This window comes from Paenibacillus sp. J22FR5 (assembly GCF_059691975.1).
Genome location: NZ_JCAUAN010000045.1, coordinates 1 through 26,910, shown reverse-complemented (window position 1 = coordinate 26,910; position 26,910 = coordinate 1). Strand labels below are relative to the sequence as shown.

The following is a 26,910-nucleotide window of genomic DNA, read 5'->3' as shown; positions in this document are numbered from 1 at the left end:
GTAAGCATAGCTTTAATCTTCAACAGGAATCTGTTTCAAATGATTGCTTTCGTTCACTCGTTTCGTTGAATCATCATCTTCTGACCGGACAATAGCCGCATCAAGCAGAGATTTGACTCCTAGTAGGGCTTCTTTTTCCGCTTGTCGAAAATGTACTCTTGCTGCCTCTGGAACGAGTCTTGCCACAGCGATGTTTTTAATTTCCTCGAAAAGGTTCGCAATACTTTCTAAATCCTGCATGTTTGTACGGATGCTCATGAACCATCTCCTCCTTCCTGTTTACAATTCTTCGTTATGACCGAAATGTATCGTCAGTATGCCGTCTGCAAGCCGTGCCGCTTCCACCTGTCGCCCTAGCAAGACCCTCGGCAGTGCAACGATCCGTCTGTAGCTGCCTACCTGCAGTGTCAATTCATCGCCTTTTTGATTTAATTGGAGCTGCTTCTTTTCGGTAAAAGGTAGCGAGATGCGGAGCTCATATCCTGCTTCTGTTTTCTTCACTTCCTCTATGATTCCTTTGTGCAGAATCGCTCCGCATTCGCGTTCATGGAAAGCCGCTGCTGCAACGCGCTCCAACATCTCTTTACCAACAACCTCAAGCGGCATCAGAGGCACTTTCAAGATAGGCAATGGACTAAAGCATTGAACAATTTCTTCTTCATACTTGTTCTGAATTTGTTTCCACTGCGCGAAATACCCTTCGGATGCTTCTTCTGAAAGCACTTTATTCACAATGACCGCATCGGTGTGAAACCCATATAAGTTAAGATTAGTAAAGGCTCTTCGCGCTTCGGAAATAACCATTTTTTCTGGATTAACAACAAGGCGAATACTCGTAATTTCGGGATCAGCGATAACTTGCTGCAGCTTTTCCAATTGATCGACAACTTGCGTGAAGCTGTCCATAACATCGTCGCTGGGCAGTTCCAAGCCCTTGGTCACTTTCATTATCGGGCGGGCCAGCTTGAGAATTTTACGCTCATAGGGAAATATATTGCGTACCCACCATCGAAGGAGCTGGGGATAGCTAAGCAGGCGAAGTGTTTCTCCTGTCGGTGCGCAATCCACGATGATTGCATCATACAGGCCACTTTCGGCATGCTCTTTAATTCGCAAGAGACTGAATAATTCTTCAAAGCCTGGAAACACCATTAACTCTTCAGATCCGATATCATCCAAGTTTGCCCACTGCATAAAGTTCGAGAACCAACTGCGAACACTTCCCCAATACCGCTGTGTTTCCTTTAAGCTATCAATTTCTTGTGCCCACAATCGCTCATGTATTAATAGGGGCTCATGCTGCAGCGGAATCCCGAGCGAATCGGATAAGCTGTGGGCAGCATCCGTACTTATCACGATCGTTCGCTTTCCTTCAGCTGCCATTTGGTAAGCCGTTGCTGCGGCGATACTAGTTTTTCCCACTCCGCCTTTACCTGTGTAAATAATAATGCGCAAGCTTAGCACCTCCAATAGTTCGATTTCGTAGTAATTACACAAAAAAATTAATCGATTTCAATCGTTCTCGTCTGTGGCGATTTCGTAGGTCCGGAAGGATCTGCGTTCTGCTGCAAAGCTTTAGCCACTTTCAACGAGAGATGAATAAATTGCTGAAGCTCTTCAGCCGTCAAGGCACGTTCAATACGCCCAAACATGACATTCATCGTACCTAGCGCCTCTTCGGCGATTAGCTCCCCATCTTCCGTAAGTCGATTAACAATAATTCGTTGGTCTTGCTGCGATTTCTCTCTATAGATGTAGCCTTTTCGAACAAGCCGCTTGGCTATGCTGGTCGCCGTACTAAGTGGCGCACCCAAGTGATCAGCCATTTGGGACATTGTCAGCTGCCCATGAAATTTTAGCAACAGCAATGTGGAAAAATCAGAACTCGTTAGCTGCAGTTCCAGGTAGGTCGTATCCGGAAACATACTAAGTGGGCGAAGTCCATTTTTGAAAATAAGCTCGAACAGCTGCTGCATGTACATCCCTTTCTTCTTTCAAAAAACTACGATATCGTAATTAATTCCTACTTTTAAATTACTACGTAATCGTAGTAATGTCAACTAGGGCTGTAAGCGCCTTTGCCTTGAGCCATTACGCCATTCGACGTTAGACTGATGTCGTAACGTTATATAAACCGATCCACAAGCAAAACCCCTGCTCGATTTCCAGAACGAATCGAGCGGGGGTTCATTGCGTTTTCATCTTTTATTTGATGCCTTTTTTGCTCAGATCCAGAAGGTGCCGTTGATACATGACCTTCTCGGCTTTCTCGGCCCCCACTTTATCCATTTGAGCAATAAATTCAGCATAAATACTGTCAAATTCGCCGTCCGATTTGGCAAGAATCAGCTTAGGTATCGTCTTGTTCCAGAGATCCTTAACTTTGATATTGATGATACCTTCCGATGTGGAGCCTTCAGGTTCAAGGTTTTCCATGCCAAGCGAATAGTTGTCAAAGTTGTATTTCTCGAGCAGCTTTCCTGCAGCGAATTCTTCCGGTTTGGATTCCTTGAAGTCGCGTGTGGAGGCATCGTCCCAAAGCTTTCCAGCTCTCCACAGAAGTGTGGAAGCCGTGAAGCCGTATTTGGCATACCAGGCATTGTTATCTTTGAGCATCAAATCCTGAACTTCCGGCTTATATTTCGGCAGCCCATCAACCAGATCGTAAGTTTCACCTTGTTTGCCGTAACGTAAATCCATTTGTCCCTCGTCCGACCAAGAATACTCAGCGAAACGGAGAATGCGGCCTGGATCTTTCGCTTTCTTGGTAATGAAGAAGCCTTGCCAGCCCATCAGACGCGATGCCGGATATCTCGGAGTCTGACCGTTCGCCTTCAATCCGTCTAGAACTGTATACGTTTTGTCCTTGCCGATCGTGCTTTCGATCTTCGGATTGTACTGTGTATAAAGACTATCCATAAACTGTGATGCCACCGCATATTGCGCTCCATACAATTTTTCTTGATACTGCTCTTGCTTGTAAATTAGCAGTTGAGGATCGAATAAACCATTTCTGCTCAGCGTGTTCATAAACCGAAACGCATCAATAAACCCTTTGTTGCGCATCGGATATTCTACGATTTGCTTGTCTTCTTTAACACGTTCTTCCAGATGATGCGGTGAGAAGGAGTAGATCAGGTAATCCATCGATAAACTACCCTTAAAGCCGTTTTTCTGCACGTCGAAAAACTCAACACCGACCGGATTCACATCCGGAAATTTCGCTTTTGCCTGTTTCAGGGCATTTAGCAAATCATCCGTCGTTTCGATCTTTGGGCTGCCAATCGCCGCATAAATATCTTTACGGATAAACCAGGGACGAACCGGGGTTATTGGCGTGCCGCTCGTCAGTCTGTCTGTCGTTTCATAGAAGTTGGGCAGGTACCACAGTTTTCCGTTTATCGTGTGATATTTAACCATTTCCGGATCGAGCATCTTGCGAAACTCAGGTGCGTATTTATCGATCAACTCATCCATCGAATACACGAGGCCGTTGTTGATCAGCTTTGTTACATTCGGATTACTCCAATCTAGCATGATCGTATCAGGGAGATCACCGGATGCGATCATTGTGTTCAAGTAATCGTCGTCGCTGCCTGTGGCCAGCTTTCTGTCGATTTTAACTCCCGTCTTGTCCGTGATGAGCTTCATGCCATACTGGTCTTTCCATAAGTAGTTGGACGCCCAGTTGCCGTAGAAGTACTGGCTGAATGTGAAGGGGGACGTGTCTTTTTTCCACGATAAGGCGTTGGGATCGTTTGTCGCACTGGCACTCTGCGTGGCATTAGCACTAGGCGAAACGTCTGGCTTTTTATCCCCTGCCGCGTCTTTGGGGGTACTGCATCCTGACAGAACCGAGAAGGCGATTGCGATACATGTCAAAGCTTTAAAACGTTGTCCTTTCATGAAAAAACCTCCCTTAAAATCTGTTTATGCTTAAAGGTATGCTAATACGGGAATTCCCGTTTAAAACCGAATTAACCTTTCACAGAACCGATCATGATTCCCTGAACAAAATATTTCTGCACAAATGGGTAGCTGAATACGATCGGCAGTGTCGTAATGACCATGGTAGCCAGCTTGAGCGATTGAGCCGTCACATTCCCGAACCCCAAATTGCTTGCGATGATGCTCACATTGCTATTCGAGCTGATGATCTGCATCAAAATTTGCTGCAGCGTGACCAGCTTCTCACCGCCGAACAGCATCGCGTCGTACCAGGAATTCCAATGCATGACAGCATTGTAGAGCGCAATAGTCGCGAGTACCGGTTTGGAAACTGGAATAATGAGCCGGAAAAATATGGTCAACTCGTTCGCTCCGTCCATTTTCGCCGATTCTTCAATCTCTACCGGAATCCCCCGGAAAAAGGTCAGCATGATGATGGCGTTAAACACATTGAATAAGTTCGGAATGATGTACACGAGAAAATCATTTTTCAAATGAAGGTATTTGGCAATCAGAAGATAATACGGAATGATGCCGCCACTGAAATACATTGTTACGATAGCCAGAATAAGAAAAAACCTTCTCCCCAGCAGTTCCTTCTTCGACACCCCGTATGCGAAAGCCCCTGTAAACAACACGGCTGCGGCCGTGCCTATAACGGTTCTGGCAATCGTGACTACAAATGCGCGCGTCATATTCGCGTCCCGAAACACCATCAGGTAGTTCTCCATAGAAAACTCGCGGGGCCAAAACGTGATCCCCCCTCGCGCGGCATCCGTCGGGTCGTTAAACGAGGTGATCAAGATGTTATAAAACGGATACAGCGTGATGATGGAAAGCGCAAGCATCAACAGGACGTTCAACCAATCGAATCCTTTTTCCGCAAGGCTTCTGGAATGTGTGATCATGTATAGGCAACCTCCTAAAACAAGCTTTCTTTCGTAAATTTTCTGGATAAATAGTTTGTCACATACATAAGACCGAAAGCCACTACGGATTGGAACAAACCGACGGCCGTGCCGTACGAGAACCGCCCCATTACGATCCCCATTTTATAAGCATAAACCGATAGCACATTGGCAGCGTCCTGCGTCATCGAATTTTGCATCAGGAACATTTGGTCGAAATTAGAATTAATGAGCCCCCCGACCGATAAAATGAGTAGAATCACGATCGTTGGCTTCAGAGCAGGGAGCGTAATATGCCAGATTCGGCGGAATCGGCCTGCACCGTCAACATAAGCAGCTTCATAAAGCTGCGGGTCGATGCCGGCAATGGCGGCTAAATAGATAATCGAGTTCCAGCCGATATTTTTCCATATTTCCGTTATGACCACCAAAGATAAGAACGAATCCGGATCTCCCATAAGCATGGTGTCTTTGTTTACGATACCGAGTAATTGCAGTAATTGGGAGACAACACCCGTTTGGGGATCAAGCAGTGTGTACATAAACCCGACGACGAGCACCCAAGAGACGAAATACGGTAGATACGTAAACGATTGCACAATTCTTGTAAAGCGAGGATGCTTCAGTTCTTTAAGCAGGATAGCCAGCACGATTGGCGCCGGAAACCCGAAAATCAACTTGGCGATACTGATTTGAACGGTGTTCTTCAGTGACTCCTGAAATGTCGGATCCGTGAACAACTCATTAAAATTCGCGAGCCCGCTCCATGGACTGTGAAGAAAGCCGTTGAAGGGGGTATATTCCTGAAAGGCAATAATAATCCCGTACATCGGAACATAATTAAAAATAATAATCCATAATACAACCGGCAAGGTAAGAATCATCAAATATCGCTGATGCCAAAACTTTTTTGCCAAGCTGCGGCCCATAGGCAAACTGTTCATCGTCATACGTCCTTTCTTTTGTCCATTTCTTGTTGTCCGCCCTATTACGCTCATTATAAAAGCTTATCGACCATCTTGAATATGCAAAAAAACGATTTCAGTATCAAAATTCAACGAACCTGATCCATGTATATGGACAGTCAACTGATTACTTGATAATTTGGGGGTACTAGACCAAATAAAGGAGGCCAAGCCATGTTTCCTAAGCTTTCGACTGTCGTATTCCAAGGTGACTCCATTACGGACGGCGGGCGCAGCCGTGACAACGATTTGAACCATGTAATGGGCCATGGTTATGCCTATTTAGTCGCCAGCCGAATCCAGGCTGATTACCCGGAACACCAGATTTCCTTCATCAACCGTGGAGTTAGCGGCAACCGAATAGTGGACCTGTACGCGCGATGGAGGGAAGATACCCTGGGTGAGATGCCAGATATCGTGAGTATCCTCGTAGGCGTCAATGATGTTCACCGCGAATGGATGAACCGCTCTGGTGTTTCTTCAGGCAAATTTGCACGCGTGTATGAAATGCTCTTGGAAGAAACGAAGGAGGCTAATCCAAATGTCACCTTGGTGCTATGCGAGCCTTTTATATTGCCGGTTGGAGACGTAAAGGCTAACTGGGAGCAGTGGCATGTCGAAATCACACAGCGACAGCGCATTGTGCAAGAAATGGCCAAAAAATACCGATGCATTTACGTGCCGCTTCAATCTCTCTTTTCTTCGGCCTGCAAACAGGCTCCCGAATCTTACTGGCTATGGGACGGGTTTCACCCGACACCCGCCGGGCATGAGATGATCGCAAGACAATGGATCCAGTGTGTTTCGCAACAAATGAGTAACAAGTAAAAAGAAAGAACCCTAGATCGGCTATATGCCTCAGCTAGGGTTCTGTTTCATTTTCTCAGCATGAATTCCTGATACTCTCCAGGTGTCATGCCGTATGCTTGTTTGAACAACGTACCGAAATATGACGTATTTGGAATTCCAACCTGTTCGGCTACCCATGATATCTTGTTCCGTGTCGTTCGGAGCAGCTCTTCCGCTTTCTTCATCCGGTACTCCAACAAATATTCATGAAGGCTCTTGCCTTTCGCTTTTTTTAATATGACACTAAGATGGTTCGGGGACAGGAACACCTCGCTCGCCGCCATGGTCAAGCTGAAGCTGCTCGAGCCATAATTCCGTTCGATCAAACGGATGACCTTATTGACGATATAATCGTCCTTGCGGTTGCGCTTTTCGTCCAGTCTGGCCCATAAGCCTCCGATATAGTGACGCACATAATTTTGCATGTCCTGCAATCGGTTCAGCATTAGCAAATCTTGCCCAGGGACCATTTCCCCAGAGAAAGTCCCTTCCGTTCCGACCTCCTCCATAAGTGAAATTTCCCCGATCAAGCTATTGAGATGAGCAGCGATATAATCTTTGCCCGCTCCCGGATGAAGAGCAATTTCATGAAATAACTCTTCAAGCAGCTCATCCAACTTCGCTGCATCGTTAGCCGCAACCTGAATGCGGAGCTGTCGGGAGAGCTCCTGCCATTTCTTGAAAAACTCATGACTGTGAAGAGCTAAATCCCGCTTCGCTTGCTCCTCTTCTATATAGGTGACGAAACCTGTTCGATCCCGGAACATGCTAAAGCGAACGGCGTTTAAAGCTTGCTTATACGACTCATGTACTTGATCAATCTCTGGAACTGCTTCACCGACACCGATGCAAGACAGTTCACCTACTGCCTGTACGAGTCGTTCTGCCAGCTCCACAGCCGCAGGAAACGGAAGCTCCTCCTGAATGGGAACGATGACGACCAATGCGTTTTCGATTTCATCACATCCCACTACCACGCACATTCCATTTAGCGCTTGACGGATCCGACTTTCAACATCCCCTGACGGCGATACAACAATCATAACTAAGTAGGCCCTACCATGCATGCTAAGACCGCGCTCGTCTATCAGGGATGACGGTGTGTCATCTCGTCGTCGCCCCTTCAACAAATCAGATATCTTCTTCTCGACGGCAACCTTTTCTCGGGAGAACAACTCCTGCTGCAAAGCTTCCTCTTCCTGCCTTTTGCGTCTTCTCAGCTCGCATTCCCGAACAACCTTGTCCATCACTTTACGCATCTCTTCTTCTTCAACAGGCTTCAGAACATAGTTATCTGCACCGAACTGGATGGCTTCCTTTGCATAACTGAAGTCATCGTATCCCGTCAAAACGATGATACGAACGTTTGGAAGACATTCCTTTACTTTTTGGGACATCTGGAGACCATTCATTCCGGGCATTTGGATATCGGTGACGATAATATCTGGCAGAAGAGAGAGGGACTTTTCCAGCCCGTCGATTCCGTCGACTGCGGTCCCGACAATCTCGATTCCTATACCGCCCCAATCCAAGAAATCGAGCAGCCCCTCCCGCTCCCATCTCTCATCCTCTACTATGAGCATCTTAAACATCTATCTCTGCACTCCTTTCGCAAAGGTGATGGTGATGACAGTCCCGATACCGGGCCTCCCGAATAGTTCAAAGCTGTGTTGATCGCCGTAATAAGCATCCAACCGTTCCATAATATTTTTTATGGCATAGCCGCTCCCGCTCGAATTATCGACTTGACCATGCAGGATCGAATCGATTTTGTCCTTCTGTATGCCGACGCCGTCGTCGATCACCTGATAAAACAGCCGGTCTTCCCATAAGCCCGCTTTAAGGATGATCGTTCCGTGAGCCCGCTTCGGTTCGATCCCGTGTACCAGCGCGTTCTCAACAAGCGGCTGCAAGATGTTTTTGGCGGTATGATACGCGTAAATCTCCTCATCAACTTCGAACACGATGTCAAACAAATCTTCAAATCGGAATTTCTGAATTTGCACGTAGGCGCGGACCATCTCGATCTCATCTCGGACCATGATGATCGATCTGCCTTTGTTCAAGACCAATCGGTAAAACTTTGCAAGCGTATTAGAAAGGTGTGTGATCTCCGGTGAGTTTGATTTGCGGGAAACCCAAGAAATCGTCGCTAAAGTATTATACAAAAAATGCGGTTTGATTTGGGATTCCAGCGCCCGCAACTCTGCGTCCTTCTCCATGATTTTGGTTTTGTATACCGTCTCCACTAGTTCGTGAATACGTCTAGTCATGTGGTTAAAACTTAGCGCCATCTGGGAAAATTCATCATTCGATACAACCGGCACCGAAACGTCAAGTGAACCATTTCGTACCTGCTTCATCGCCTTGACGAGCACTTTCATACGTGCCAATAACGCATTTGTGATGAAATAAACAAGTACACTTAGCATTAAAAGCGCAACAAGAAGCACGAACATCATTGTGTGTAACGAATCTTTCACTTTCCCGTTAAAATTACCGACCGGAAACAGCCCCACAACATGGAAATCGAGTCCCTTCAACGGAATTGAAATGAGAATGGACGAATTTCCCCCCACCTTAACAATCTTGTTAAGCTTCTGATCGCCTGGTAATTGTGGAATTCCTAAATCACTTAACTGTTTCTTGTAAAGTTCAGGAATGTTCTGGGATACAATCGCTCCTGTATGATCGACAACAAAAATCCGACCCAGATCCCTCGTACTCGAGTTGTTTAGACTATCAAAAAGAACTTCCTGCTTCACCTCGATCTCCAACAAACCGACCAGATCTAAGTATTTGGAAGAAAACATTTTTCTGCAAAACGAGAAGACCTCGTTTTTTTTCGCCACACCCGGCAAGGACACGATCGTTTTCTCCAGATGCAGGTCCCTCCAGTTAGAATTGCTTCCGCGATTCTGAATGAAATCCGCGTAACCCTCCTCGTTCTGGATCCGATCCAAATGGTAAAACCCATCGTACAATTCAGGAATTGTGTTGTTCTCCATATAAATACGGATGGAATGGATGTACGTATTTTGTCGCATTATATTTTCTAAGATTGGCGAGGTGTTATCCCTGTATTCTTCGAGTTGGAACGACTCGTTCGTAAATGCGCTGCCCAAGAATGTTTGTATTTTCGTATCGAAAGTAATGATTTGGGAAACGTTTTCAATCATTTTGATTTTATCGTAAATATTATCATTCTTCTGCTGGACATTCTGTTCCATAACAACCTGCGCTTGAGCAATTGTTGACTTCGACGCTTGCACGTAAAGAATAAGCCCAGTAACTGACAATGAGGCTGCAAGAATTGAAAGATAAATGATGATAAATTTGGCCGTAACGCTTAGATTATGACGGTAGCGAAACACGGATAACATTTGAATCTCTCCTATGTGGCTCTCATAATATCAAAATTATTTTATCATACCCTGGGATCCACTGGATATATGCGATCTTAATTAATAAACCGGCTAAACCTTTTGCGACAGCCCTTCCCTGTTTTTGATAGATTCATTGAGGTACTTGTTTCTCATAATCCCACCTGCCCCCTGAAAATAGGTTTAAGTCTCGTATTTAGGCAACGGCCATATTACGATAACCCGGAGCTTTTGTCAATAAAATCGCTTGTTCTACCGTGATTTCACGGTCTACTGGAAGAACATGCGATTTTTTATAAAGCTCTGCGTTATAGGGCTCTTTGTTCTTCAAGATGTGGTAGATAGCCGTTAACAGCATGCACGCAATAGCAATAATGGCGCGTTTGTGACCTCGACGCTTTTTTAGTTTTAAGTAGCGGTTTCGGATTTCAGGATGCTTTTTACTTTTGACGACTGCGGTGGCACACTGTACCAAAAGTGGCTTGATGTATCAGCCTGCTCTTGAAATCCTTACTGACTTTTTCTTGCCGGCACTCTCGTTATTTGTGGGAGTGAGTCCTGCCCAGGAACACAAATGCTTAGCTGTGGGGAACACGTCCATATTTACACCTATTTCTGAAACCACGGTAAATGGCGGAGTAGATGTTTGCACCTTTGTCAAGATAGTAGACATAGATTTTATCGCTGTACTGCATTAACGTAAAACTGGCGTTCGAAATCACTTGGTGTAAAATATTGGATAGACGAATGAATGCGTTCGTTGTTATAAAAAACCTCAATGTACTCGAAAATACTTTTTTGTGCTTCCTGCTTCATACTTTACCGATTGAATTAAAATATTTGTTAGCTGAACAGCAGTGGGAACAGGATGTTATCTGCTGTTGCCCTCTTCTTTGAGATGCCCCGATACAATCCCTGCTCTTCGAATAATGTTAATTCGTTCTTCTCTATTTTCTTAATCATGTCTATAGCCGTTTCAAAATTCATGAGTGGTGGTGATTTGTAATGTATAAGATAAGACGAATAATCTTAGGTGCATTGCTTGTAACAATATCTATATTGTTCTTTGGGCTGTGGATTCTTGGGGAATTCATACTCCCTGCACCACTTGAGTAACTAATTATTCAGATCATAAAAAATTTAGTCAGCCGATGCCCATACCTGGAATGAATGCTTTGCATAAATTATTTTGCAAGTACTCGTTAAGGGAAGTGGTCATTTGCAGCTATACTATTTAGCATCCAAGCAAGACGTTATTGAACTCATCCGCGAATGCATTGATCGGGCAAACTATAGTGCTGCCATTTATTTGCTCGAGATTATTCAGCAGATGGAGGAGGAAAACCGAACCTCAGTACTCATTACAGTCGTCCGTAAAGGTTCTGACGAATAAATTCCAGTTCACTTTCTTTAAACGGGCATGGTGTTTGTTCAGAAATGTACGACTGTTCTCTGTCGATTGGAAAAGCATATGGAAATTTGATCGTCAGTCCTAAGCAATCAGATCTTTTCCTTTATCTTTTCATTGAATACTTGGTAATAAAACTCATATTTCTCTGAAAGTCGCTCTTTTAAGTAATTCCAAAACCATTTTTCATCAAATTCATCTGGTCGGTTAGCAAGAAAATCATGTAAGTTATGGAACACATCCGCAATATTGTTTATTTCAATCATATTAATTTTAGCCTGGACCCAAGATGCAGGATTCCACCATTTAATACGATGAGTATAAGAAGCGCTCCGAATATCTAAAAGAACACAATATAATAAATATACATAGCCTCTGTCCTTTAAAATCTCCGTCTTCAACCACTCCCCCATATAAATTTAATTCGAGTTTCTTAAGCTATCGTTCCCCGTTAGAATTCCTGTGGAACGAATAATTTGGAGATTGAATAAAAAAGAGCGCCTCTGTACGATGGGAGTACGTAACGGGTCTACAGCCCTTAAAATCCCACATCAGGAGGTCGCTCTACTATGAAGTTTAAATCACAAGATAAACAAAATCAACTCATTGAAAACATTACCGCTAATCACCTAGTTGTCGGTGTAGATATCGCTCAGGAGACACACGTTGCTAGAGCCGTTAATTTCCGCGGTATTGCCTTGGGTAATCCATTGGAATTTAGTAATGACGCTGTCGGTTTCCTATCGCTGGATCGCTGGATTCGAGACTTACTAGCGTCGTACAAGTTAATAGCTATTCCCTGTAGATACATGTTGCCAATTAGGAAATATTTTTATCTTTAACCTCGCTAATCTCATAGTTTCACCTGAATTCAATTAATGTCTCCATCAAATATTATCACGTCTTGGCAATGCTGAGGAACCAAAGTTTGTTCGCATTACTGCCCGATAGTTGAGAAAGCAGCGGATCCAAAATTGACCCGCTGCTTTCAATCGATTATGCGGTATTCTTACGTTTATTTTAAGCTTCAGATACTTTCTTATTCCTGAATTTCAATTCCTTGCTCTTTACACCATTCAATTACTAATTGCCTTATCTTACTTTCTTTGTACTTGTACCATTGCTTATCAACGCCATGTTCTATTATTCTATCTTTAAATCTTCGAAAAGCTCCTCTTCCTTGAATGGTGTCATACAGTTCATCTCTAATTTTTTGATCCTTAAGACTTACAATAAACTCCTCCATGATTTCATATTCATTGAAGTTGTTTCTTAATGTAAAGTCCACGTAAACCCCGTCTTCATCCTCAATTATGCTAATAGCTTTCTCAATATTCTCTCTTTGCCAGTCAGGAAATTTTTCAATTGGTTCTTCATCTTCTGCAGCTCTCATTTCTTCTCTCATTAATGTAATAACTTCGCCTGTATTAGTGTTAATAAAAGTAAAAGTATCATCAATTTGAAGCTCAATTTCACTAATTAGATCATCCAACTTTACTGGTTTGTTACTCTTCAATTGATTTTGCCCCTTTCGATATATATACATCATATCCAAAAAACAAATGAAGCTACCTATCAGCGGCTTCAATCTTTTAAGATGGATCATCCATATTCCTTCATCAAACTATCGTTTAGTTCACCGTTAGTTCAATGGTGAGACATTACTTTGGAAATACCATTTCGACAAATTCTCCTGTATTAGCCTTGATATCAATTGCAAGACCATCAATCATAACAGACCATTGCCTATTCCCTATAATTTTGTTCCAAAACGTATCATTCCTAAGTAAACAATATTCAGCCTGTTTCTCCGTATCATAATCAACGTTCATTTTTTCGTTGATTACTCTTACATATTCTTTTGCTTTGATAATAGCATTATTTTCTGTAACGATGGGTTTTTGAAATTGATAAATTACAAATATGCTTACAGCTACCAGCAATAATAAAGGAATCTTTTTCACAACTTATTTTCAACTCTTATTATTAACGAAATTGAAGCATTTTATTGCGTTAAACTGCCAGTTACTTGAATGAGCAAAAAGAGGAGCTTCACGATGCAAGCTCCTCAACTATCGTTCTGCTGTTAGCTCAATCGTAATTCTGCGATAGCGTAATGAATATTGGGTCAGATTCTTCAATAACATTATAGTGTAGTAAAAATGGACGAGGAGCATTTGGACCTGTAATACACGGATCGGGATTTGGTTGCCGATCTTCTGAAAGACAAACGCAGCGAAAACACGAAACGTGCGTATCAGAATGACCTGAACGACTTTTTCAAGCGGCAACGGGCGGTGCAGCTACTTCGGGCAAGATTAGCCAGTTCCTTGGCCTTTCTCGATATGATGCAATAAGGGTAGGGCTGCAAAGGGAATATGATTGAGCGGGGCTTGGCAAAAGTCACCATCAACCGACGCTGGACAGCCATTCGATCACAGATCAGAGGGATTGTCGATGACGGCAACGCTATCCGCATCCTCTTTGACTACGAGGGCGCGGCGTATGAGTCCAAGATGTGCTACTTCACTTTCCTTGAAGGCATGAACCGGTGGTTCGTGAACCCACAAAAGTGTAACAGCCAGTATAAAAAGTTCGAAGAGAAGTTCGGCATGCTCATAGCACAGAAAGACGAATCGATGGGCAAGTACGTCTATGCTGAGATCAAACCGTTAAGAAAAAAAGTAGGTTTTATAAGGCTACGTGTAGCCACAAACGCCCTAGCATTTTAACAAATAAAACGTGTCACAGGAGGAATGAAGACGTGAAGTTGAAAAAAGTAGTACTAGGAACGATTGCAGGACTACTCCTAGTAGCAGGGGTTGCAAGTGCAAGCGTAACAGGCTTTACAGATTCGGGATGGTGGAGCGGTGCGGCTGAGTGGGCACGGGCAAACGGCATTGTGCAGGGCTACCCAGATGGCTCATTCGGCGGCGACAAGAACATTTCCCGAGGTGAATTTGTCACCGTCATCAAAAACATGCATGAGAAAGGTATGTTCGAGGATCACGCGAACGGCAATACTACTGCTGGCCCTGCCGGTCCTCAAGGCCCACAGGGTGATACCGGCTTAACGGGTACCCAAGGACCTGCCGGTCCTGTTGGTCCTGCTGGCCCTGCCGGTCCTCAAGGCTCGCAGGGTGATACCGGCTTAACGGGTGCCCAAGGACCCGCCGGTCCTGCCGGACCTCAGGGCCATAAAGGGGATCCGGGAACCTCGGGTCCTTTGTTCGGCAACCCAAACATTCCGAATGGTTCGGGAGGTAGTGGTGGTGGCGGCGTGGAAAAAATTATGGGAGAAGTATGGCTGTTTGCCGGCACCTTTGCTCCTGGCGGTACTCTCGTTTGCGATGGGAGACTACTGTCCATCTCTAGCAATACGGCATTGTTCTCCCTATTAGGAACTATGTACGGAGGGGATGGACGTACAACGTTCGGCATTCCGGATTTACGTAACTATGCGCCGGCAGGCGTCAGTTATGTCATTCAAATCGAAGGCATCTACCCATCGCGCCCGTAGTTAATATATTTCTACCCAAAAGTCTCACATCTTGCTGTACTTGTAGCGTGATTCCGCTCTGGTCTATCAGTATCCTGTGCACTTGTGTACACATTAAAAGGCCGGTTACCTCTCTTTTCGAGTGGTTATCGGCCTTACTTAAATTTGTGGTCATATATTTGCGCAAGCAATCTTTTCAAGATCGGGAGCTACATAACTGCCCGTGAGGTGAGTAAGGCTGCCGATCAAACCGGCAGCCTTTAAAAGAACGTTTCGTCAATAAATCAGATCTTCTTTTATTTGAATCCCATGAAGCACACAAAAATCTCTGTACTTTTTGAGTACGGTATAAATATCATCTTTTCCAACGCTTTGATTGTTCTCATCAAAATACTGAAGTAAACCAACAATTCTAAGTTGATAATCTTTTTCTACATCTGCAACTATACCAAACATTGATTGGCCTCCAAGAGTCAACTTAAATGAATTGAATAGATTGTATGTAATTTTAATTTCTTTTCAGATAACGTATTAATACGACTACCGTCAATTTTCATATTAAAGGTATACGTGAATCAAATAAACTATCCTGCCTTTTATAAAAAACAAGGGGTAGATGCCGTGGCATACTGCTCCTTGTTTTCAACTATAGTTCTGCGTTAGCGGAATGACAGCACTTTATCTTGTCAAGAAAAACCCAATTCTAAAAAGAGAAATGGGTTGATTTTGGCTTTATACGTTTAGCCACCAAACTCCAGCACACTCAGGACAATGAATCAATTGTTCTTTAACAACTTTGTCAGCTAAATTATCTCCAAAGAAAAACCTAGTAAGTCTTTCAGCTTCATCTAAGCTATCAAAATCATAATCTGTTCGTATCCATTTATGAGATAAACCATATTCTTTTTCAAGTAGTTCAAAATATCCTTTTAAAAAACTTGGAGGATTGGGTGCTTCTGAACCTGTTCCGAAGTTCTCAAAAATAATTACACTACCACCAGGACTAAGAACACGTTTAATTTCCATCATAACTTGATGGATATTTTCTTTCCAATTTTGAACGTTAGTACTTCCTATATAACATATACTCCAACCAGATACGATTAAATCTGCACTTTTATCTTCAACAGGGAGAGTTCTATGGTCAGCAACTTGAATACTCCAGTTTTGTAATCCAGCTTTTTGTAATTTATTTGCCGTTACTTTCAACATTGCTTCTGACTCGTCAAGTGCCAGAATTGATTTAGCTTTTGGGGCTAAAATACATGTTAGTCTTCCTGAACCTGCTCCCATATCTAATATGTCCAAACCTTCAACTGGCTTAATTGCTTCGATTACATCATATAGACTTGGTTGTTTCGAAATGAGAAGTTCATAAGTTTCGGCCTGCGTTTCATATATTTCTTCATGGTTGGGCATTCTTCAATTTCCTCCTTAAGATAATGTTTACATTATTATCGTAAGGGTTGACGTAAGGAGAAGGTCAAGACAGTTTATTATCTAATTGGAACTGCATAAACAATATAAAGTAAGTCGTTTAGTTGACTATGTTTAGTGATATAAGCGTTTTCGTCAAACCAATTCAGTAATGTGGAAGTTATTGAGTAATAATCATTTTGAATAATTTTGATTAAATCTGTTTTCCCTCGTTGGCCCAAATCTGTTAGGTACAACTCTTTTTTCGCTTCATTTTCGAACATCAAATCAGTAATACAGATTCTTCCGTGTGGCTTTAATACACGACGCATTTCGTCAAGAGCCAATATCTTTTGATCATCTGATATATGGTGTAAAGCAAAGCTTGTCACAATAAAATCAAATTGCCCATCCAAGTAGGGAATAGCAAGAAAATTCCCGAGTTTAAGATCCATTTGTGGATGCTTACGTTGGCATTGTTTCAACATTTCTTTGGATTGGTCAATGCCAGCCATTTGTATTCCCTTGTCTAGAAACTTTCCTGCTAAATTACCAGTTCCTGTACCAATGTCTAACCCTCTTTCTCCAACCTTTGGAGCAACCCATTTCACAGTTATATTAAGGGCTTCCTCATAGTCCTTATATTCGTTCTCATTATTAAAAACATGTTCATCATGGGTAATTGCTTGATGGTCGAAATTCCACTTATCGCTCCAATTTTTCCTGATTTCTCTAAGTCTTTTTGACCCCTCAGCGAGTAAAAAAATATCATCTAAAGGGAGTGCGTTTCTATGTGTTAAAAGTTCAATCATGGTATCAGTTGTTTCAATAATTTGTTTTAACTCCAGCCATTGCGAAAAGATTACAGAACGTTGTATTTCTAAATAATATTTAAGTTGTTCATTATCTTCTTCATGAACTTCTGGTAATGCTTTTTTAATATCTTCAATTGTCATTCCAGCTTCTCTAAGGGATATAATTGTTTGTAAACGCCATACTTCCTTTTCAGTAAATGTCCTATATAAATTGTGTTCCTGTTTGTATGGAGAGATAAGCCCTTTTTCTTCATAAAAGCGAATTGTTCTTGGAGAAATGTTCAGTTTTGTTGCTATATCTTTGATTTTCATTACGTGTAATCAATCCTCTCTCATTAAATAAACCTTAACCTAAGGTAAAAGTAAAGAGGGGTTATTAAATATTAAAAGAACCACTCCATAGTACATTGTTAGGAGTGGTTTCGTCTTTATATATTGAAGTATATTTTGTGGTCAAATTGTACTTTGTGTCTGATAAAGTACTGTGAGCCACAATCATAAAGATATAAATGTACCTAAGTGATTTAGTTTCATCTGATCACCTTTTTTAAAATCACGCCAGATAATCATATTATTATCTTCTTCGATGATCGCTGAAATAAATCCACAATTCAAATCGCCACAATCTGCACGTACTTGCCACACAGTTTCATAATGGACCTCATTTTCTTTATCTTCTTTACATGTACATTGTATGCATGCATGGCTTTAAACTCCGGATTGTTCGCTACTAAACTCATCGTCATCATGAAGATAAATCGTCGGAGGCGAGAGCGACCATGTTTGCTAATCTTTAGCTGTCCGGTCCATTTACCTGAACTTGCTTCAGCAAGGTTAAGTCCAGCATGACGCAGCAAGGCACCGTACTCCCATCGTACCGAGGCGCTTGTTTTTTTGCAAAGCTGAAAATTAACGCTCTACAGGAATGCTATCGTTTCTCGTTAGATCAACGAATATGTAGTGCAATTCCAATGTTTTGAATCAAAATTAGTAACGAACAAGGAGCCGATTCGATTCCATTTAGCGATATTTGGGATGTACAGAACCTTTCCAATCAAAATTTCTTGAAATTCCCGCCTTCAATGATGGGATACGATAATAAGTAATAATAGTTATGCTATAGTTCTGTCGACTTCAGACAGCCATCGAGTGGCTTCTTCTATGCTATCAAATCTTTCCGCGATAAACTCCCCTTTCTTGAACACTTCGACCGCCGTTCTCTTCATGCTAGCCCTGGCGATCATTTTCTCCGGCGTTATCGAAGCCACATATTTCATACCAGCTTCGATATTTAGTGGATGGATTACTTGGGCGACCCAAGCCTGATCGTCTGGGTGTATTACAGACATATTTCGATTATCAAGCAGCATTTTTACAGCTTTTTTCTGTACCAATAACTCCGATGCTTTTTCACATGGCGTACGATATTGCTCGCCTTGGGCAAAGCATTTCCACTCCAAAACTACCGCTTTTAATTCTTCGTTCCATGATACCTTTACATGAGGAGAATCATAATAAATCATATCTGTTTCATGCTCCTATCTAAGTTTGTCTTATTCATTCTCTCCTGGATTATAAGCAAGAGTACTGAAAAACGGCTGAAATAAAACTGAACAGTAGCTGAAAATTTCGTATGGGAGCATTCAAAATCCCTCCAACCAAAGCCAGCTATAATGAACGGTATTTCTCCTTGATCGGGATTCCGGTTGCCTTTAAACTTCTTGATCGCTTCAGCCTGTACTTGTTCTGAGCTCATGCCTGATAATTAAGTTGTTTTAAAAACGGCTATATAAAATGCAGAAAACCCGGCCTGAGTTCTGGGTCGGGTTAGAAATATAGTTGTTTAAAAACCGGCATTTAACTCCCTCGTAATCCGTTTGTTGAACAAGAATCCACGTTTAGTGCCGTTGACCTAAAGGTAATCAGCATGTATTCAGTGCTTATTACAGTGAATACACGGAAGAGCTAGCAAGTGAAATCTCCGCCAGAAAAAAAATCCCTCACTCAAGTATTTCGTCTTGAAAAGTATTTGTCCTCGTTGCTCATCCAGTCTACCCGATACTTCAATAGGCTGACAATGGATCCGTCAACCTGTTATCGTGAGCTATAGTTTCTGTTAGTTGAGTGTTTAATCCCCGTTAATCAATACTTTATTCACTGATTCCTCTGATATTTCGTCAATCAACAATTGCAATGAATGACGATACTCAGATGGAATGTGATTCATGTGTTCAAGTAAGTCACCTATTAACCCTCTACGGGCGTCCCCGATGTATTCCTCGTTGGTTAGATAATAGTCGTTAAGTTTTCTGAGGTTGAGATAACTACTCCATCGTTGATTAGATGAGAAAATTGCTTTGTGTAACTCCTCTTTTATCTTAAAGACTTTCAAAAGCCTATTTTGATCATCATATAATACAACGTCTAACCCCATCATAAGCCTCCTCTTACCCTGATACACCAATAATCTTTTCCCATCTTGTTCGTTATCCTATTCCACAGCGTAACTTCACAATCCTGCCAGTTAGCGGAGTGAAGGGCTACACGCGACAGCCCTATTGATATTAATTTTTGTTCTCCGTTCAGTCATCCTTGTTTGTGTTTTTCAGATATTGCGGGTAGACGCAAAAAAAAAGACCGGGGCACAGTTTTTCACTGTATACGCCGGTCTATACTGAAAATTTTAGTCGTCTTTGCCTCCCTTACCCTTGTGCTTGCCGTTGTCCTGATGTTCTTTCTCTTTGATCTTTAATTCGACTTTCTTGTGGTCGTCCTTCTTTTGCTTGTCATGCTCTTGTTTGTCCTCGTTGTCGTCGTGATTTTCATCGTCGTCGTTATTGTTATTTTGGCTGATTGTGATTTGCGCATTCACAGTTGCAGCGGCAGCGACTGAGGCAGTTGAGGGTGAGGCCGAAGTACTTACAGGGACTTCCGGCGTAATCGAAGGTGCCTCTGGAGTGCTTGCAGATGTTGCAGCTGCTGCGGCTGCAGCAGGCTTCGCTTCAACCTCGATGTTGACGTTCAGCGTGGTGCCGTTCAGCTCAAACCAATTTGTGAACGCTGTGCTGATTTGCTGCTTTACGTTCGGCGCCTTCAGATCGATGCCGACGAGCAGCGTACGGATCCAATGCTCCGCGTCGTCGCCTTTGAGGAATAGCCCGTCGCGGCCTTTCGGCTTCATTTTGATCATCGACATACCGTTATTGTGATCGCCTTTATCATGGATATCCATGGTAAAGCCGTTGCCCTCGATTTTGATATGTAGCGTTTTCCAAGGTGCAGCAGCATCCGCCGCTGCCGTTGGCGCAACGGTTTGCATCGGAGCTGACGATGTAGTTGGGCTCGTGCCGGCGGTCGGTGTTACAGGTGTTACGGCCGCAACTGCTGCGGCCGGTGCTGACGAAGCTGTGGTCGCCGGTTCCTGGGCGCTGCTCGATTTGTCCGTCACTGTAATCGAGATAGCTTTTATGTAAGCGACCTGCTTCTTTCCATTCAGGATCAGTTCGATCTTAAACCCCGTAGCGAGATCGCTCATTTGCGCTTTGTGGTCATCCAGGAATACCCATACCATCTTCGATAGCGGCACTGTTTTTTCAGCGCCTTCGTCTGTCGAAACCGTTACGCCTTGGGCTGCGTCGATAGTTTTCACCGTTCCGGTCACGGTCTGCGAAGCTTCGTCGGCATTCGAAACACCTGAAATCGAGCGTACTCCGAACGTAACCAATGTTGCGCACAAAAGGCCGATCCCCAACTTTGTCCATTTTTTCATTACTATACCCTCCGTGTTGTTTGATCAGCTACTATTCTTTGATACCATTCGCGGAGGAGGCGGTATTTCAGGGGGGGAGGAAAAACTAACGAGAAATCTGCGGGGGAGATGCTTGATAGAATTCTGCCTGCAATGACGAAAAAAAAGGCCTGCTCCATCCCTCATTAGAACAACTATTCAGGCTTATTTATCGTGTCCTGAGTTTTCATTCTATGGGGGCATCTTTTACCTATGTCAGGGTTTGAGTTAATTATAATTAATCTTTCCCTATATTGAGGATGATCTTAATGTTATGATTCTGTTGCTGTAAAAATAAATCGTAACGAGGTGAGGACAATGAAAACAAACAAATATACGTCTTATCCTCATGTTGCTTTTTAGTTATTCTTTTACGAATACATTAGGCTCTGAGGGTAGGATTCACTCTCAGGGCTTTTATATTTAGACAGAAGGAACGTTTAAGCTTTCTTGCCGGTCTATGACAGCCACTTATGGAGTGGCTGTTATTTTTTTAGGACAAAAGGTTGGTCAAGGAAACAATAGTGGTTTTATTTTGAAATTGGTTAGGATTTAATCGTCCAAATTGATCTGAACTCTATTAGGGGGGGATATGTATTGAACTTGAATTACTTAGGATGGAATTCATTTTTCGCGGAAAATTATGTTTGAGCAGGCTCATACCTGGAGATTAGGGCTCGATTCGTTTCGTCGTTACCTTGTTCCAAAGGATAAGGGGCCCCCTTCTTGAGATATCGTTTTAAACTTCGGCATCGTTTCCCGTTATTCACCGCTTTCCAAATATGAAAGGATGATGCTTTATTAAAAGACTCGCTCAATATTTTCGCTCATTACAATCTGTACAGTCATCTTACAGTATGATTTATGAAGGTTCCTACTATGATCAAGGGGGGACGATATCTGACCCAACCTATTGGAATAATGATGTTGCCTATTACATTGAACGAACACATAAACTCACACTGGATAAACCATGTATCACGATAAAAATACCTTTTGACCGTCTCGGCTTAGATGAAAATATGGATCAAGTTGTTCTCTCCGATTTTGCATTAAGAGAATGGGTTGTTCATATTGACGCATTAAATAAATTGATTTATAACCGGTCACGTTCTGATAAAGAAAATGGTGCTTTTTATTGTTTTCGTCCAACCAATGTGGTGTTGCAACGTAATGCATCCTTTGTCGAAGTCATCTCGGAAAAATGGTATCTATGCTTAATGATTACAGTTCAACTTCCATTCAAGAATAATGATAAAGCTATGCGCATGCTCTGCAAATTTCTCCCGAAAGAAGTGGAAGAGTTAATTGCCCAGTTTGATTTCAACAAATTAAATGCTGCCTATGAATTGGTAAAAAAGCAAAATAGGATTCGCGAATGGCTGAAATCCAGTGATTATTGTGCGTTTATTGCGAATGGCAGCATTTTGCCAAGAAATAAAGACAACAGCGGGCCACTGGAGGGTGCCTTGCCTTTTACATCCCCGGAAGATATTGAAGTTGAAATTTGTGGTTTGCGAGGAATGGGAATAAAACATGGTGTGACGGTCATCACCGGCGGTGGTTATTCGGGTAAAAGCACATTGCTGGATGCACTAAATTCGGGGATTTACAATCACAGCATAGGCGACGGACGAGAATTTGTGATTACAGATCAAAGTGCAATGGAAATATCTGCCGAGGAAGGCCGTTCCATAAAAAATATTAATATTACGCCTTTCATAAAATGGATACCCAATAGTTCGGCTGAACAGTTTTCGACTGACTACGCCTCAGGTTCCACATCTCAAGCCGCAAATATTATGGAGGCAATCAACGTCGGGTGTAAGCTTCTTCTTATTGATGAAGACAGAAGTGCGACGAATTTTATGATTCAAGACATCAAAATGCGTTCATTAATCAAGCATGAACCCATTACTCCTTTTACGGAACGTGTCAGGGAGCTTTATGAGGCTGTTGGCGTATCTTCCGTTCTTGTTATTGGAGGTAGCGGTGAATTTTTATCTGTTGCCGATCAAATTATCCTGATGGACAATTTTGTGCCAAAAAACGTAACCCAGGAAGCAAAAAAATTATGTGAACACGACAAACCACGCGAACGTATTCCCTTTACAAAATGGGAGATAGAAAGAAAAATAACCACCGATCACTTTTCGAGCTATCCAGAGGGCAGTGGTACAGAAAAGTTGATGGTTTCAAACATGGGATATATCATGATAGGCGATGAACAAGTTGATATCAGAGGGCTTTACAATATCACATCACACGCCCAGCTTGCAGCTATTGCCTTTTTAATTCGAAAAATGGCTATAAGTAATCAGGATCTCCTCATCTTTCTTCATGAAAAGATCAAAAAAGCGCTCGAAGATATGGAGAGGGAAGGCGTAGATATTGTATTTTCTTCATTTTTCCCTGGTTTCGAAAGATGGCTTGAATTACCAAGAATGAATGAAGTATTATCTGTCATAAACCGAATGAAACATTTGGATTTTATTCAGCTTGAGCCCTCTGAACGCCTCTAATTACGACATAAATATACGTTTATCCAATTAGGAGACGGGTTGAAGTGAAGGATGGCTGTAGGATAGACTCTGCGCTAATCTAAACAAAGGCCCCGCTCGATATGAGCAGGGCCTTGTCCGTGATAAAGAAGGAAATCAACGAAATATGGATTGGACTCACTCAAAACCAACGTATGGAACAACAACCTGTAATATGGCAGGTTTCTTTGGAATTTCTAAATTTGGATAGGATAATCACAGCTGTTGATATCAGCTGTTCAATGTAATTGAGCGGGGATGGGAGTAATGATATGGATTGATCCGCCTTATGAAGTAGACAAAGTTTCAATTATTTTATTTCTTTATTTTATTAGGAGGCTTGTTTGTGCGAATCGGTCGAACTACAAGAGAAATTACGGTTATTTCATCCCGGATTTAGGATTTTCAGACTTTATTCTTTCAACTAATCTCTGAGCTTCAATAATTAAATCGTTAGTCATTATCTTTATTTACTCCCATCCCTGGGAATCTCAACTTGCCGATAAGCCAATAATCGCGATTTTCTATAAAGGAAGGTATTTGAGAAACGATTAAACTATCCTGCCCGTTCGGAACAGGCTACCAATTTCTCAGCAGCCTGGTGTTGTAATGCTAACGTACCCGTTAACAATAAAAAATTTTTATTTATCCCAAACAATCCCATAGCCCAGCCTAGTTTTTGAAACGTACAGTCAGGAAATAACTTTCCATATAAATCGTGATATTGTTGCTCTGATAAATACTTATCAGATGCTAGATGTTCAAGCCAAGATTTCGAGGTGTTATGCTTGAAAATTCTTATTGCGTTCTTAAATCCATACTTACGGCAATGTGGAATGAACTCTTGTATTGCTCCTAAGATATATCCATAAGTCGCTGGTGTTTCAATTTCAGAGACGTTATCTAAAATAACAATCTTACCTGCATCATTGAGTAATTCTTTCATTTTGTTGACCACGTTCTGTATATTGTTTAGAAGATGGAATGTAGTTCTGCTTACGATTAAACCAAATTTTCCATCAAGGTCAAGAACCCAATATCTCATGGAATATGCTGAAAATAGTTCGTATTAGAACGTATATTGTTCGAGATGCTGCTCGTTGGCCGCAGAGTCCTTGCGCGCTCACGATTCCTGGAGTTGCCACGCGGCGCCCACTTCCAAAGGCAGCCCTCCAACTGACAGCCTTTATTCTTTACTTCCGACCAAAAAATATCTTTATTGTTTTGTTTCATATTTTTCTTTTAATTCTTTTAGTCTCATCTCATATTTGGTTGATCTAAATTCATTTTTAATTGACTATTCCCATTAAATTTACCATCGCGATAAGGGGTTCAACAGTTTCATCACCGAAGAAAGGGCCATCCCTTGTGGGATGACCTAAAAACTTGCCATTATAGACAGCGCAGAGAACCGTACCACAAGTAACGACGGAAAAAGTGTATGAAGGAGAGAGTTTTGAGCGAACAAGAAATCATTTTATCGTCCAGTCAGGTGCCTTAGCAAAAAGGCCGCAATGCGGCAATGAGTGCGTCAGTCGATGGATAGCTGTCCTTATTGTTTACGTCAAAGGGATTTAATAACACAAGCCTAAGATCTCTATCACGAATTTCCGCCTTATGGATATCCGCTAGCGTCCCGTTCATGAGGAAAGCGCATATTTTGCACACAGCCTGTAGCTCCTTTTTCATGACAGCGGGACTCACAATCTCTTTGGCAATGTTGAAATCTATTACTTTGACCGTCTCTGGCTTATCGTGAAGTATCATTACATTTTTTGGAAGCACATCATTATGGATATACCCCGTTTTGTGGAGTTGTCTAAGCCCCTTGAGGATGTTGATTGTAATCTCTACACTTAAGTCCTGATCCCGCTTATTGGTGAAGGTATTATGAAAGTCATTGCCCAAAGTCGACCCCCGGATATACTCAGTAACCAAATAGCCTATTTCCCCGATCTCAAAATAATCATAATAGCGTGGCAAAAACTCACCGATCCGGTAACTCTGCATAATCCGCGCTTCGCGTCTTGCCGCCTCACGGTTGGAAGTCTCTTTGATTGCCACCTGGCGTCCTTTCGAGTCATAAGCTTTATAGACCTTGCCTAAAGCTCCGGACCCGATCAAGTTAAGTTCAACGGTATATCCACCCCACATGGTTCGCATCATCGGCCCTCCTATATCTACGAGATTGATAGATTTATTTTATGTGGACCGTGCAAAAATTGCTTGGACATATGGTGGTGTGGCTTTAATGAAGTTCAAATTAACTTTGTGCACTAAAGTTCTCAAAACAAATGGTTAAAGCCTCACTTATCTGGAGGCACCAAATGGAGTAACTTGGTACTACATTCCGGCAAAGCTCGTCGGCAACCGGACAATGTTCTTGACATTGACAAATGACAAGAACTTGATCCGATCATAAATAAAGCCCGCAATTCAAGCAGACTTCATTCGGCTAATGTTCTTGTCATCCGACATCGGACGGCCTGTCACGTTGGTATAGTTTCCGAATAATGACCGTGACAACAACTTTATTCCACTAAACCCCAAGAAGCCGCGATTTACGCGGCACTTAATGAGATAAAGTTCTTGTCAACCGACACATGGCTGTGACGAGTCAGGTTAAGAGATCCTGAGCTCTTTACGTTTATAAAATTAAAAAGTATTATAAACATTTTCACATTCTTTCGCCGTCGGTTCATAGAAACAGTGCTTCTTCCATCGTCCTACGAGCGGCTGATTATACCAAGTTGGCGGACATGGTCCGGGATTTTCGAACGTTCCTGGACGGAAATACCATAGGGAGTATTTGCCTGGCCAATTCCGCTCCCCATTCACAGTCCGTTGCGCCAGACGGCGTTCCCTCTCTCTTGCGTTTTGATAGTACATACCATGTTGCAATGCTTCGAACGCATGCGGCTGGTTGATCATTTGGGGAATTGTCCGGATTCCTTTAAAATCGGAGCAATTCGCTCTTATTCGGTTAATGCCAACATTTCCAACAAGGAGCATGCCCATTTCGCCTTCGGTCTCAGCTTCAGCTCGAAGCAACCTAGCCAACATATCAATATCCTGTTTCCTAGCTTTTACGACTGCCATTGGCTCACCTCTTTAGATTTCTATACACATCATATTGTAGGTGAAGCGGATGTGTTACTCTGGCAAAATTGTGTGCGATAATAAATAGCCGTTCCACCACACTCTTCTGCCCGTCCCTTTAACGAGGCTGCCGATTCGTGCCGGCAGCCTCGTCTTGGTTTCACATTAAATATACGTTTTCCTCCCTCGGTTTTAAGGGTTTATCTCACGTATGCTCACTCACTCGCAGGATTTCATCACCTTATAAATCAGTATTTTTCAGAAAGTAAGTTGATTAAAACCGTTGATTCATA

27 protein-coding genes and 4 pseudogenes are annotated in these 26,910 nt (G+C 42.5%); 7 read left to right on the top strand and 24 right to left on the bottom strand.

Annotated features, from left to right (window positions below):
- Window positions 1–12 precede the first annotated feature (12 nt).
- From AC58P7_RS31485 to AC58P7_RS31460, 6 genes are all read right to left on the bottom strand, one after another.
- Window positions 13–258: a hypothetical protein gene (locus AC58P7_RS31485; RefSeq protein WP_497350032.1), complete on the bottom strand. Its 246-nt coding sequence runs from the start codon at window positions 256–258 to the stop codon at window positions 13–15.
- A 21-nt stretch (window positions 259–279) separates the two neighbouring features.
- A complete protein-coding gene (locus AC58P7_RS31480; protein WP_497350030.1) occupies window positions 280–1,455 on the bottom strand; it encodes an ArsA family ATPase in 1,176 nt (391 codons plus the stop codon).
- Between the two features lie 47 nt (window positions 1,456–1,502).
- Complete coding sequence (locus tag AC58P7_RS31475; protein ID WP_497350029.1) at window positions 1,503–1,976, bottom strand: MarR family winged helix-turn-helix transcriptional regulator; 474 nt, start codon at window positions 1,974–1,976, stop codon at window positions 1,503–1,505.
- Window positions 1,977–2,205: 229 nt separating this feature from the next.
- Window positions 2,206–3,906: a type 2 periplasmic-binding domain-containing protein gene (locus AC58P7_RS31470; protein ID WP_497350027.1), complete on the bottom strand. Its 1,701-nt coding sequence runs from the start codon at window positions 3,904–3,906 to the stop codon at window positions 2,206–2,208.
- A gap of 71 nt (window positions 3,907–3,977) precedes the next feature.
- Complete coding sequence (locus AC58P7_RS31465) at window positions 3,978–4,856, bottom strand: carbohydrate ABC transporter permease (RefSeq protein ID WP_497350025.1); 879 nt, start codon at window positions 4,854–4,856, stop codon at window positions 3,978–3,980.
- Between the two features lie 14 nt (window positions 4,857–4,870).
- Window positions 4,871–5,800, bottom strand: coding sequence for an ABC transporter permease (locus tag AC58P7_RS31460; RefSeq protein WP_497350023.1), 930 nt, complete (start codon window positions 5,798–5,800; stop codon window positions 4,871–4,873).
- Window positions 5,801–5,995: 195 nt separating this feature from the next.
- Between AC58P7_RS31460 and AC58P7_RS31455 the strand changes: the two genes are divergently transcribed.
- A complete protein-coding gene (locus tag AC58P7_RS31455) occupies window positions 5,996–6,649 on the top strand; it encodes an SGNH/GDSL hydrolase family protein (protein WP_497350021.1) in 654 nt (217 codons plus the stop codon).
- 47 nt (window positions 6,650–6,696) lie between these two features.
- Here the strand turns inward: AC58P7_RS31455 and AC58P7_RS31450 are convergent, their stop codons facing one another.
- From AC58P7_RS31450 to AC58P7_RS31430, 5 genes and pseudogenes are all read right to left on the bottom strand, one after another.
- The gene (locus tag AC58P7_RS31450; RefSeq protein WP_497350019.1) at window positions 6,697–8,262 is read right to left on the bottom strand and encodes a response regulator; all 1,566 of its coding nucleotides are present in this window, start codon (window positions 8,260–8,262) and stop codon (window positions 6,697–6,699) included.
- The gene (locus AC58P7_RS31445) at window positions 8,263–10,053 is read right to left on the bottom strand and encodes a sensor histidine kinase (RefSeq protein ID WP_497350017.1); all 1,791 of its coding nucleotides are present in this window, start codon (window positions 10,051–10,053) and stop codon (window positions 8,263–8,265) included.
- 196 nt (window positions 10,054–10,249) lie between these two features.
- Window positions 10,250–10,528, bottom strand: coding sequence for a hypothetical protein (locus AC58P7_RS31440; RefSeq protein WP_497350015.1), 279 nt, complete (start codon window positions 10,526–10,528; stop codon window positions 10,250–10,252).
- A gap of 15 nt (window positions 10,529–10,543) precedes the next feature.
- Window positions 10,544–10,654: a transposase gene (locus AC58P7_RS31435; RefSeq protein ID WP_497350047.1), complete on the bottom strand. Its 111-nt coding sequence runs from the start codon at window positions 10,652–10,654 to the stop codon at window positions 10,544–10,546.
- 77 nt (window positions 10,655–10,731) lie between these two features.
- Window positions 10,732–10,857, bottom strand: a pseudogene (locus tag AC58P7_RS31430) (IS3 family transposase); the annotation flags it as partial.
- A gap of 385 nt (window positions 10,858–11,242) precedes the next feature.
- Between AC58P7_RS31430 and AC58P7_RS31425 the strand changes: the two are divergent.
- Window positions 11,243–11,446 (top strand): hypothetical protein, encoded by a 204-nt coding sequence (locus AC58P7_RS31425; RefSeq protein WP_497350014.1) that lies wholly within the window; start codon window positions 11,243–11,245, stop codon window positions 11,444–11,446.
- A 107-nt stretch (window positions 11,447–11,553) separates the two neighbouring features.
- On the opposite strand, the gene AC58P7_RS31420 is transcribed toward AC58P7_RS31425, so the two are convergent.
- Window positions 11,554–11,862 (bottom strand): hypothetical protein, encoded by a 309-nt coding sequence (locus AC58P7_RS31420; protein WP_497350012.1) that lies wholly within the window; start codon window positions 11,860–11,862, stop codon window positions 11,554–11,556.
- Between the two features lie 168 nt (window positions 11,863–12,030).
- Here AC58P7_RS31420 and AC58P7_RS31415 point away from each other — a divergent pair.
- Window positions 12,031–12,249: pseudogene (locus AC58P7_RS31415) on the top strand (IS110 family RNA-guided transposase); the annotation flags it as partial.
- A gap of 251 nt (window positions 12,250–12,500) precedes the next feature.
- Here the strand turns inward: AC58P7_RS31415 and AC58P7_RS31410 are convergent.
- Entirely contained in the window at window positions 12,501–12,977 is a 477-nt protein-coding gene (locus tag AC58P7_RS31410; protein ID WP_497350011.1) for a UPF0158 family protein, read from the bottom strand.
- Window positions 12,978–13,122: 145 nt separating this feature from the next.
- Complete coding sequence (locus tag AC58P7_RS31405) at window positions 13,123–13,425, bottom strand: hypothetical protein (protein WP_497350009.1); 303 nt, start codon at window positions 13,423–13,425, stop codon at window positions 13,123–13,125.
- A 240-nt stretch (window positions 13,426–13,665) separates the two neighbouring features.
- Here AC58P7_RS31405 and AC58P7_RS31400 point away from each other — a divergent pair, with 240 nt between their 5' ends.
- The 3 genes from AC58P7_RS31400 to AC58P7_RS31390 are packed head-to-tail and all read left to right on the top strand — an operon-like array spanning window position 13,666 to window position 14,981.
- Entirely contained in the window at window positions 13,666–13,818 is a 153-nt protein-coding gene (locus AC58P7_RS31400; protein WP_497350007.1) for a hypothetical protein, read from the top strand.
- 36 nt (window positions 13,819–13,854) lie between these two features.
- Window positions 13,855–14,193, top strand: a complete 339-nt coding sequence (locus AC58P7_RS31395; RefSeq protein ID WP_497350005.1) for a hypothetical protein — start codon at window positions 13,855–13,857, stop codon at window positions 14,191–14,193.
- Between the two features lie 32 nt (window positions 14,194–14,225).
- The gene (locus AC58P7_RS31390) at window positions 14,226–14,981 is read left to right on the top strand and encodes a tail fiber protein (protein ID WP_497350004.1); all 756 of its coding nucleotides are present in this window, start codon (window positions 14,226–14,228) and stop codon (window positions 14,979–14,981) included.
- Window positions 14,982–15,236: 255 nt separating this feature from the next.
- On the opposite strand, the gene AC58P7_RS31385 is transcribed toward AC58P7_RS31390, so the two are convergent.
- The 7 genes and pseudogenes from AC58P7_RS31385 to AC58P7_RS31355 all read right to left on the bottom strand — a co-directional run bounded on the left by AC58P7_RS31385 (window position 15,237) and on the right by AC58P7_RS31355 (window position 20,927).
- Window positions 15,237–15,416: a hypothetical protein gene (locus AC58P7_RS31385; RefSeq protein ID WP_497350002.1), complete on the bottom strand. Its 180-nt coding sequence runs from the start codon at window positions 15,414–15,416 to the stop codon at window positions 15,237–15,239.
- Between the two features lie 276 nt (window positions 15,417–15,692).
- On the bottom strand, window positions 15,693–16,379 hold the full coding sequence (locus tag AC58P7_RS31380) for a class I SAM-dependent methyltransferase (protein WP_497350000.1): 687 nt from the start codon (window positions 16,377–16,379) through the stop codon (window positions 15,693–15,695).
- A 77-nt stretch (window positions 16,380–16,456) separates the two neighbouring features.
- The gene (locus tag AC58P7_RS31375; RefSeq protein ID WP_497349998.1) at window positions 16,457–17,503 is read right to left on the bottom strand and encodes a methyltransferase domain-containing protein; all 1,047 of its coding nucleotides are present in this window, start codon (window positions 17,501–17,503) and stop codon (window positions 16,457–16,459) included.
- A 299-nt stretch (window positions 17,504–17,802) separates the two neighbouring features.
- Window positions 17,803–18,051: pseudogene (locus AC58P7_RS31370) on the bottom strand (transposase); the annotation flags it as partial.
- Window positions 18,052–18,303: 252 nt separating this feature from the next.
- The gene (locus AC58P7_RS31365) at window positions 18,304–18,714 is read right to left on the bottom strand and encodes a hypothetical protein (RefSeq protein WP_497349997.1); all 411 of its coding nucleotides are present in this window, start codon (window positions 18,712–18,714) and stop codon (window positions 18,304–18,306) included.
- A gap of 605 nt (window positions 18,715–19,319) precedes the next feature.
- Complete coding sequence (locus AC58P7_RS31360; RefSeq protein ID WP_497349995.1) at window positions 19,320–19,625, bottom strand: hypothetical protein; 306 nt, start codon at window positions 19,623–19,625, stop codon at window positions 19,320–19,322.
- A 249-nt stretch (window positions 19,626–19,874) separates the two neighbouring features.
- Window positions 19,875–20,927, bottom strand: coding sequence for a hypothetical protein (locus AC58P7_RS31355; protein ID WP_497349993.1), 1,053 nt, complete (start codon window positions 20,925–20,927; stop codon window positions 19,875–19,877).
- Window positions 20,928–21,835: 908 nt separating this feature from the next.
- Between AC58P7_RS31355 and AC58P7_RS31350 the strand changes: the two genes are divergently transcribed.
- A complete protein-coding gene (locus tag AC58P7_RS31350; protein ID WP_497349991.1) occupies window positions 21,836–23,500 on the top strand; it encodes a P-loop domain-containing protein in 1,665 nt (554 codons plus the stop codon).
- A gap of 673 nt (window positions 23,501–24,173) precedes the next feature.
- Here the strand turns inward: AC58P7_RS31350 and AC58P7_RS31345 are convergent.
- From AC58P7_RS31345 to AC58P7_RS31335, 3 genes and pseudogenes are all read right to left on the bottom strand, one after another.
- Window positions 24,174–24,533, bottom strand: a pseudogene (locus tag AC58P7_RS31345) (class I SAM-dependent methyltransferase); the annotation flags it as partial.
- A 482-nt stretch (window positions 24,534–25,015) separates the two neighbouring features.
- Entirely contained in the window at window positions 25,016–25,681 is a 666-nt protein-coding gene (locus AC58P7_RS31340) for a protein kinase domain-containing protein (RefSeq protein WP_497349989.1), read from the bottom strand.
- A 492-nt stretch (window positions 25,682–26,173) separates the two neighbouring features.
- Window positions 26,174–26,617, bottom strand: coding sequence for a cell wall hydrolase (locus AC58P7_RS31335; RefSeq protein ID WP_497349987.1), 444 nt, complete (start codon window positions 26,615–26,617; stop codon window positions 26,174–26,176).
- Window positions 26,618–26,910 lie beyond the last annotated feature (293 nt).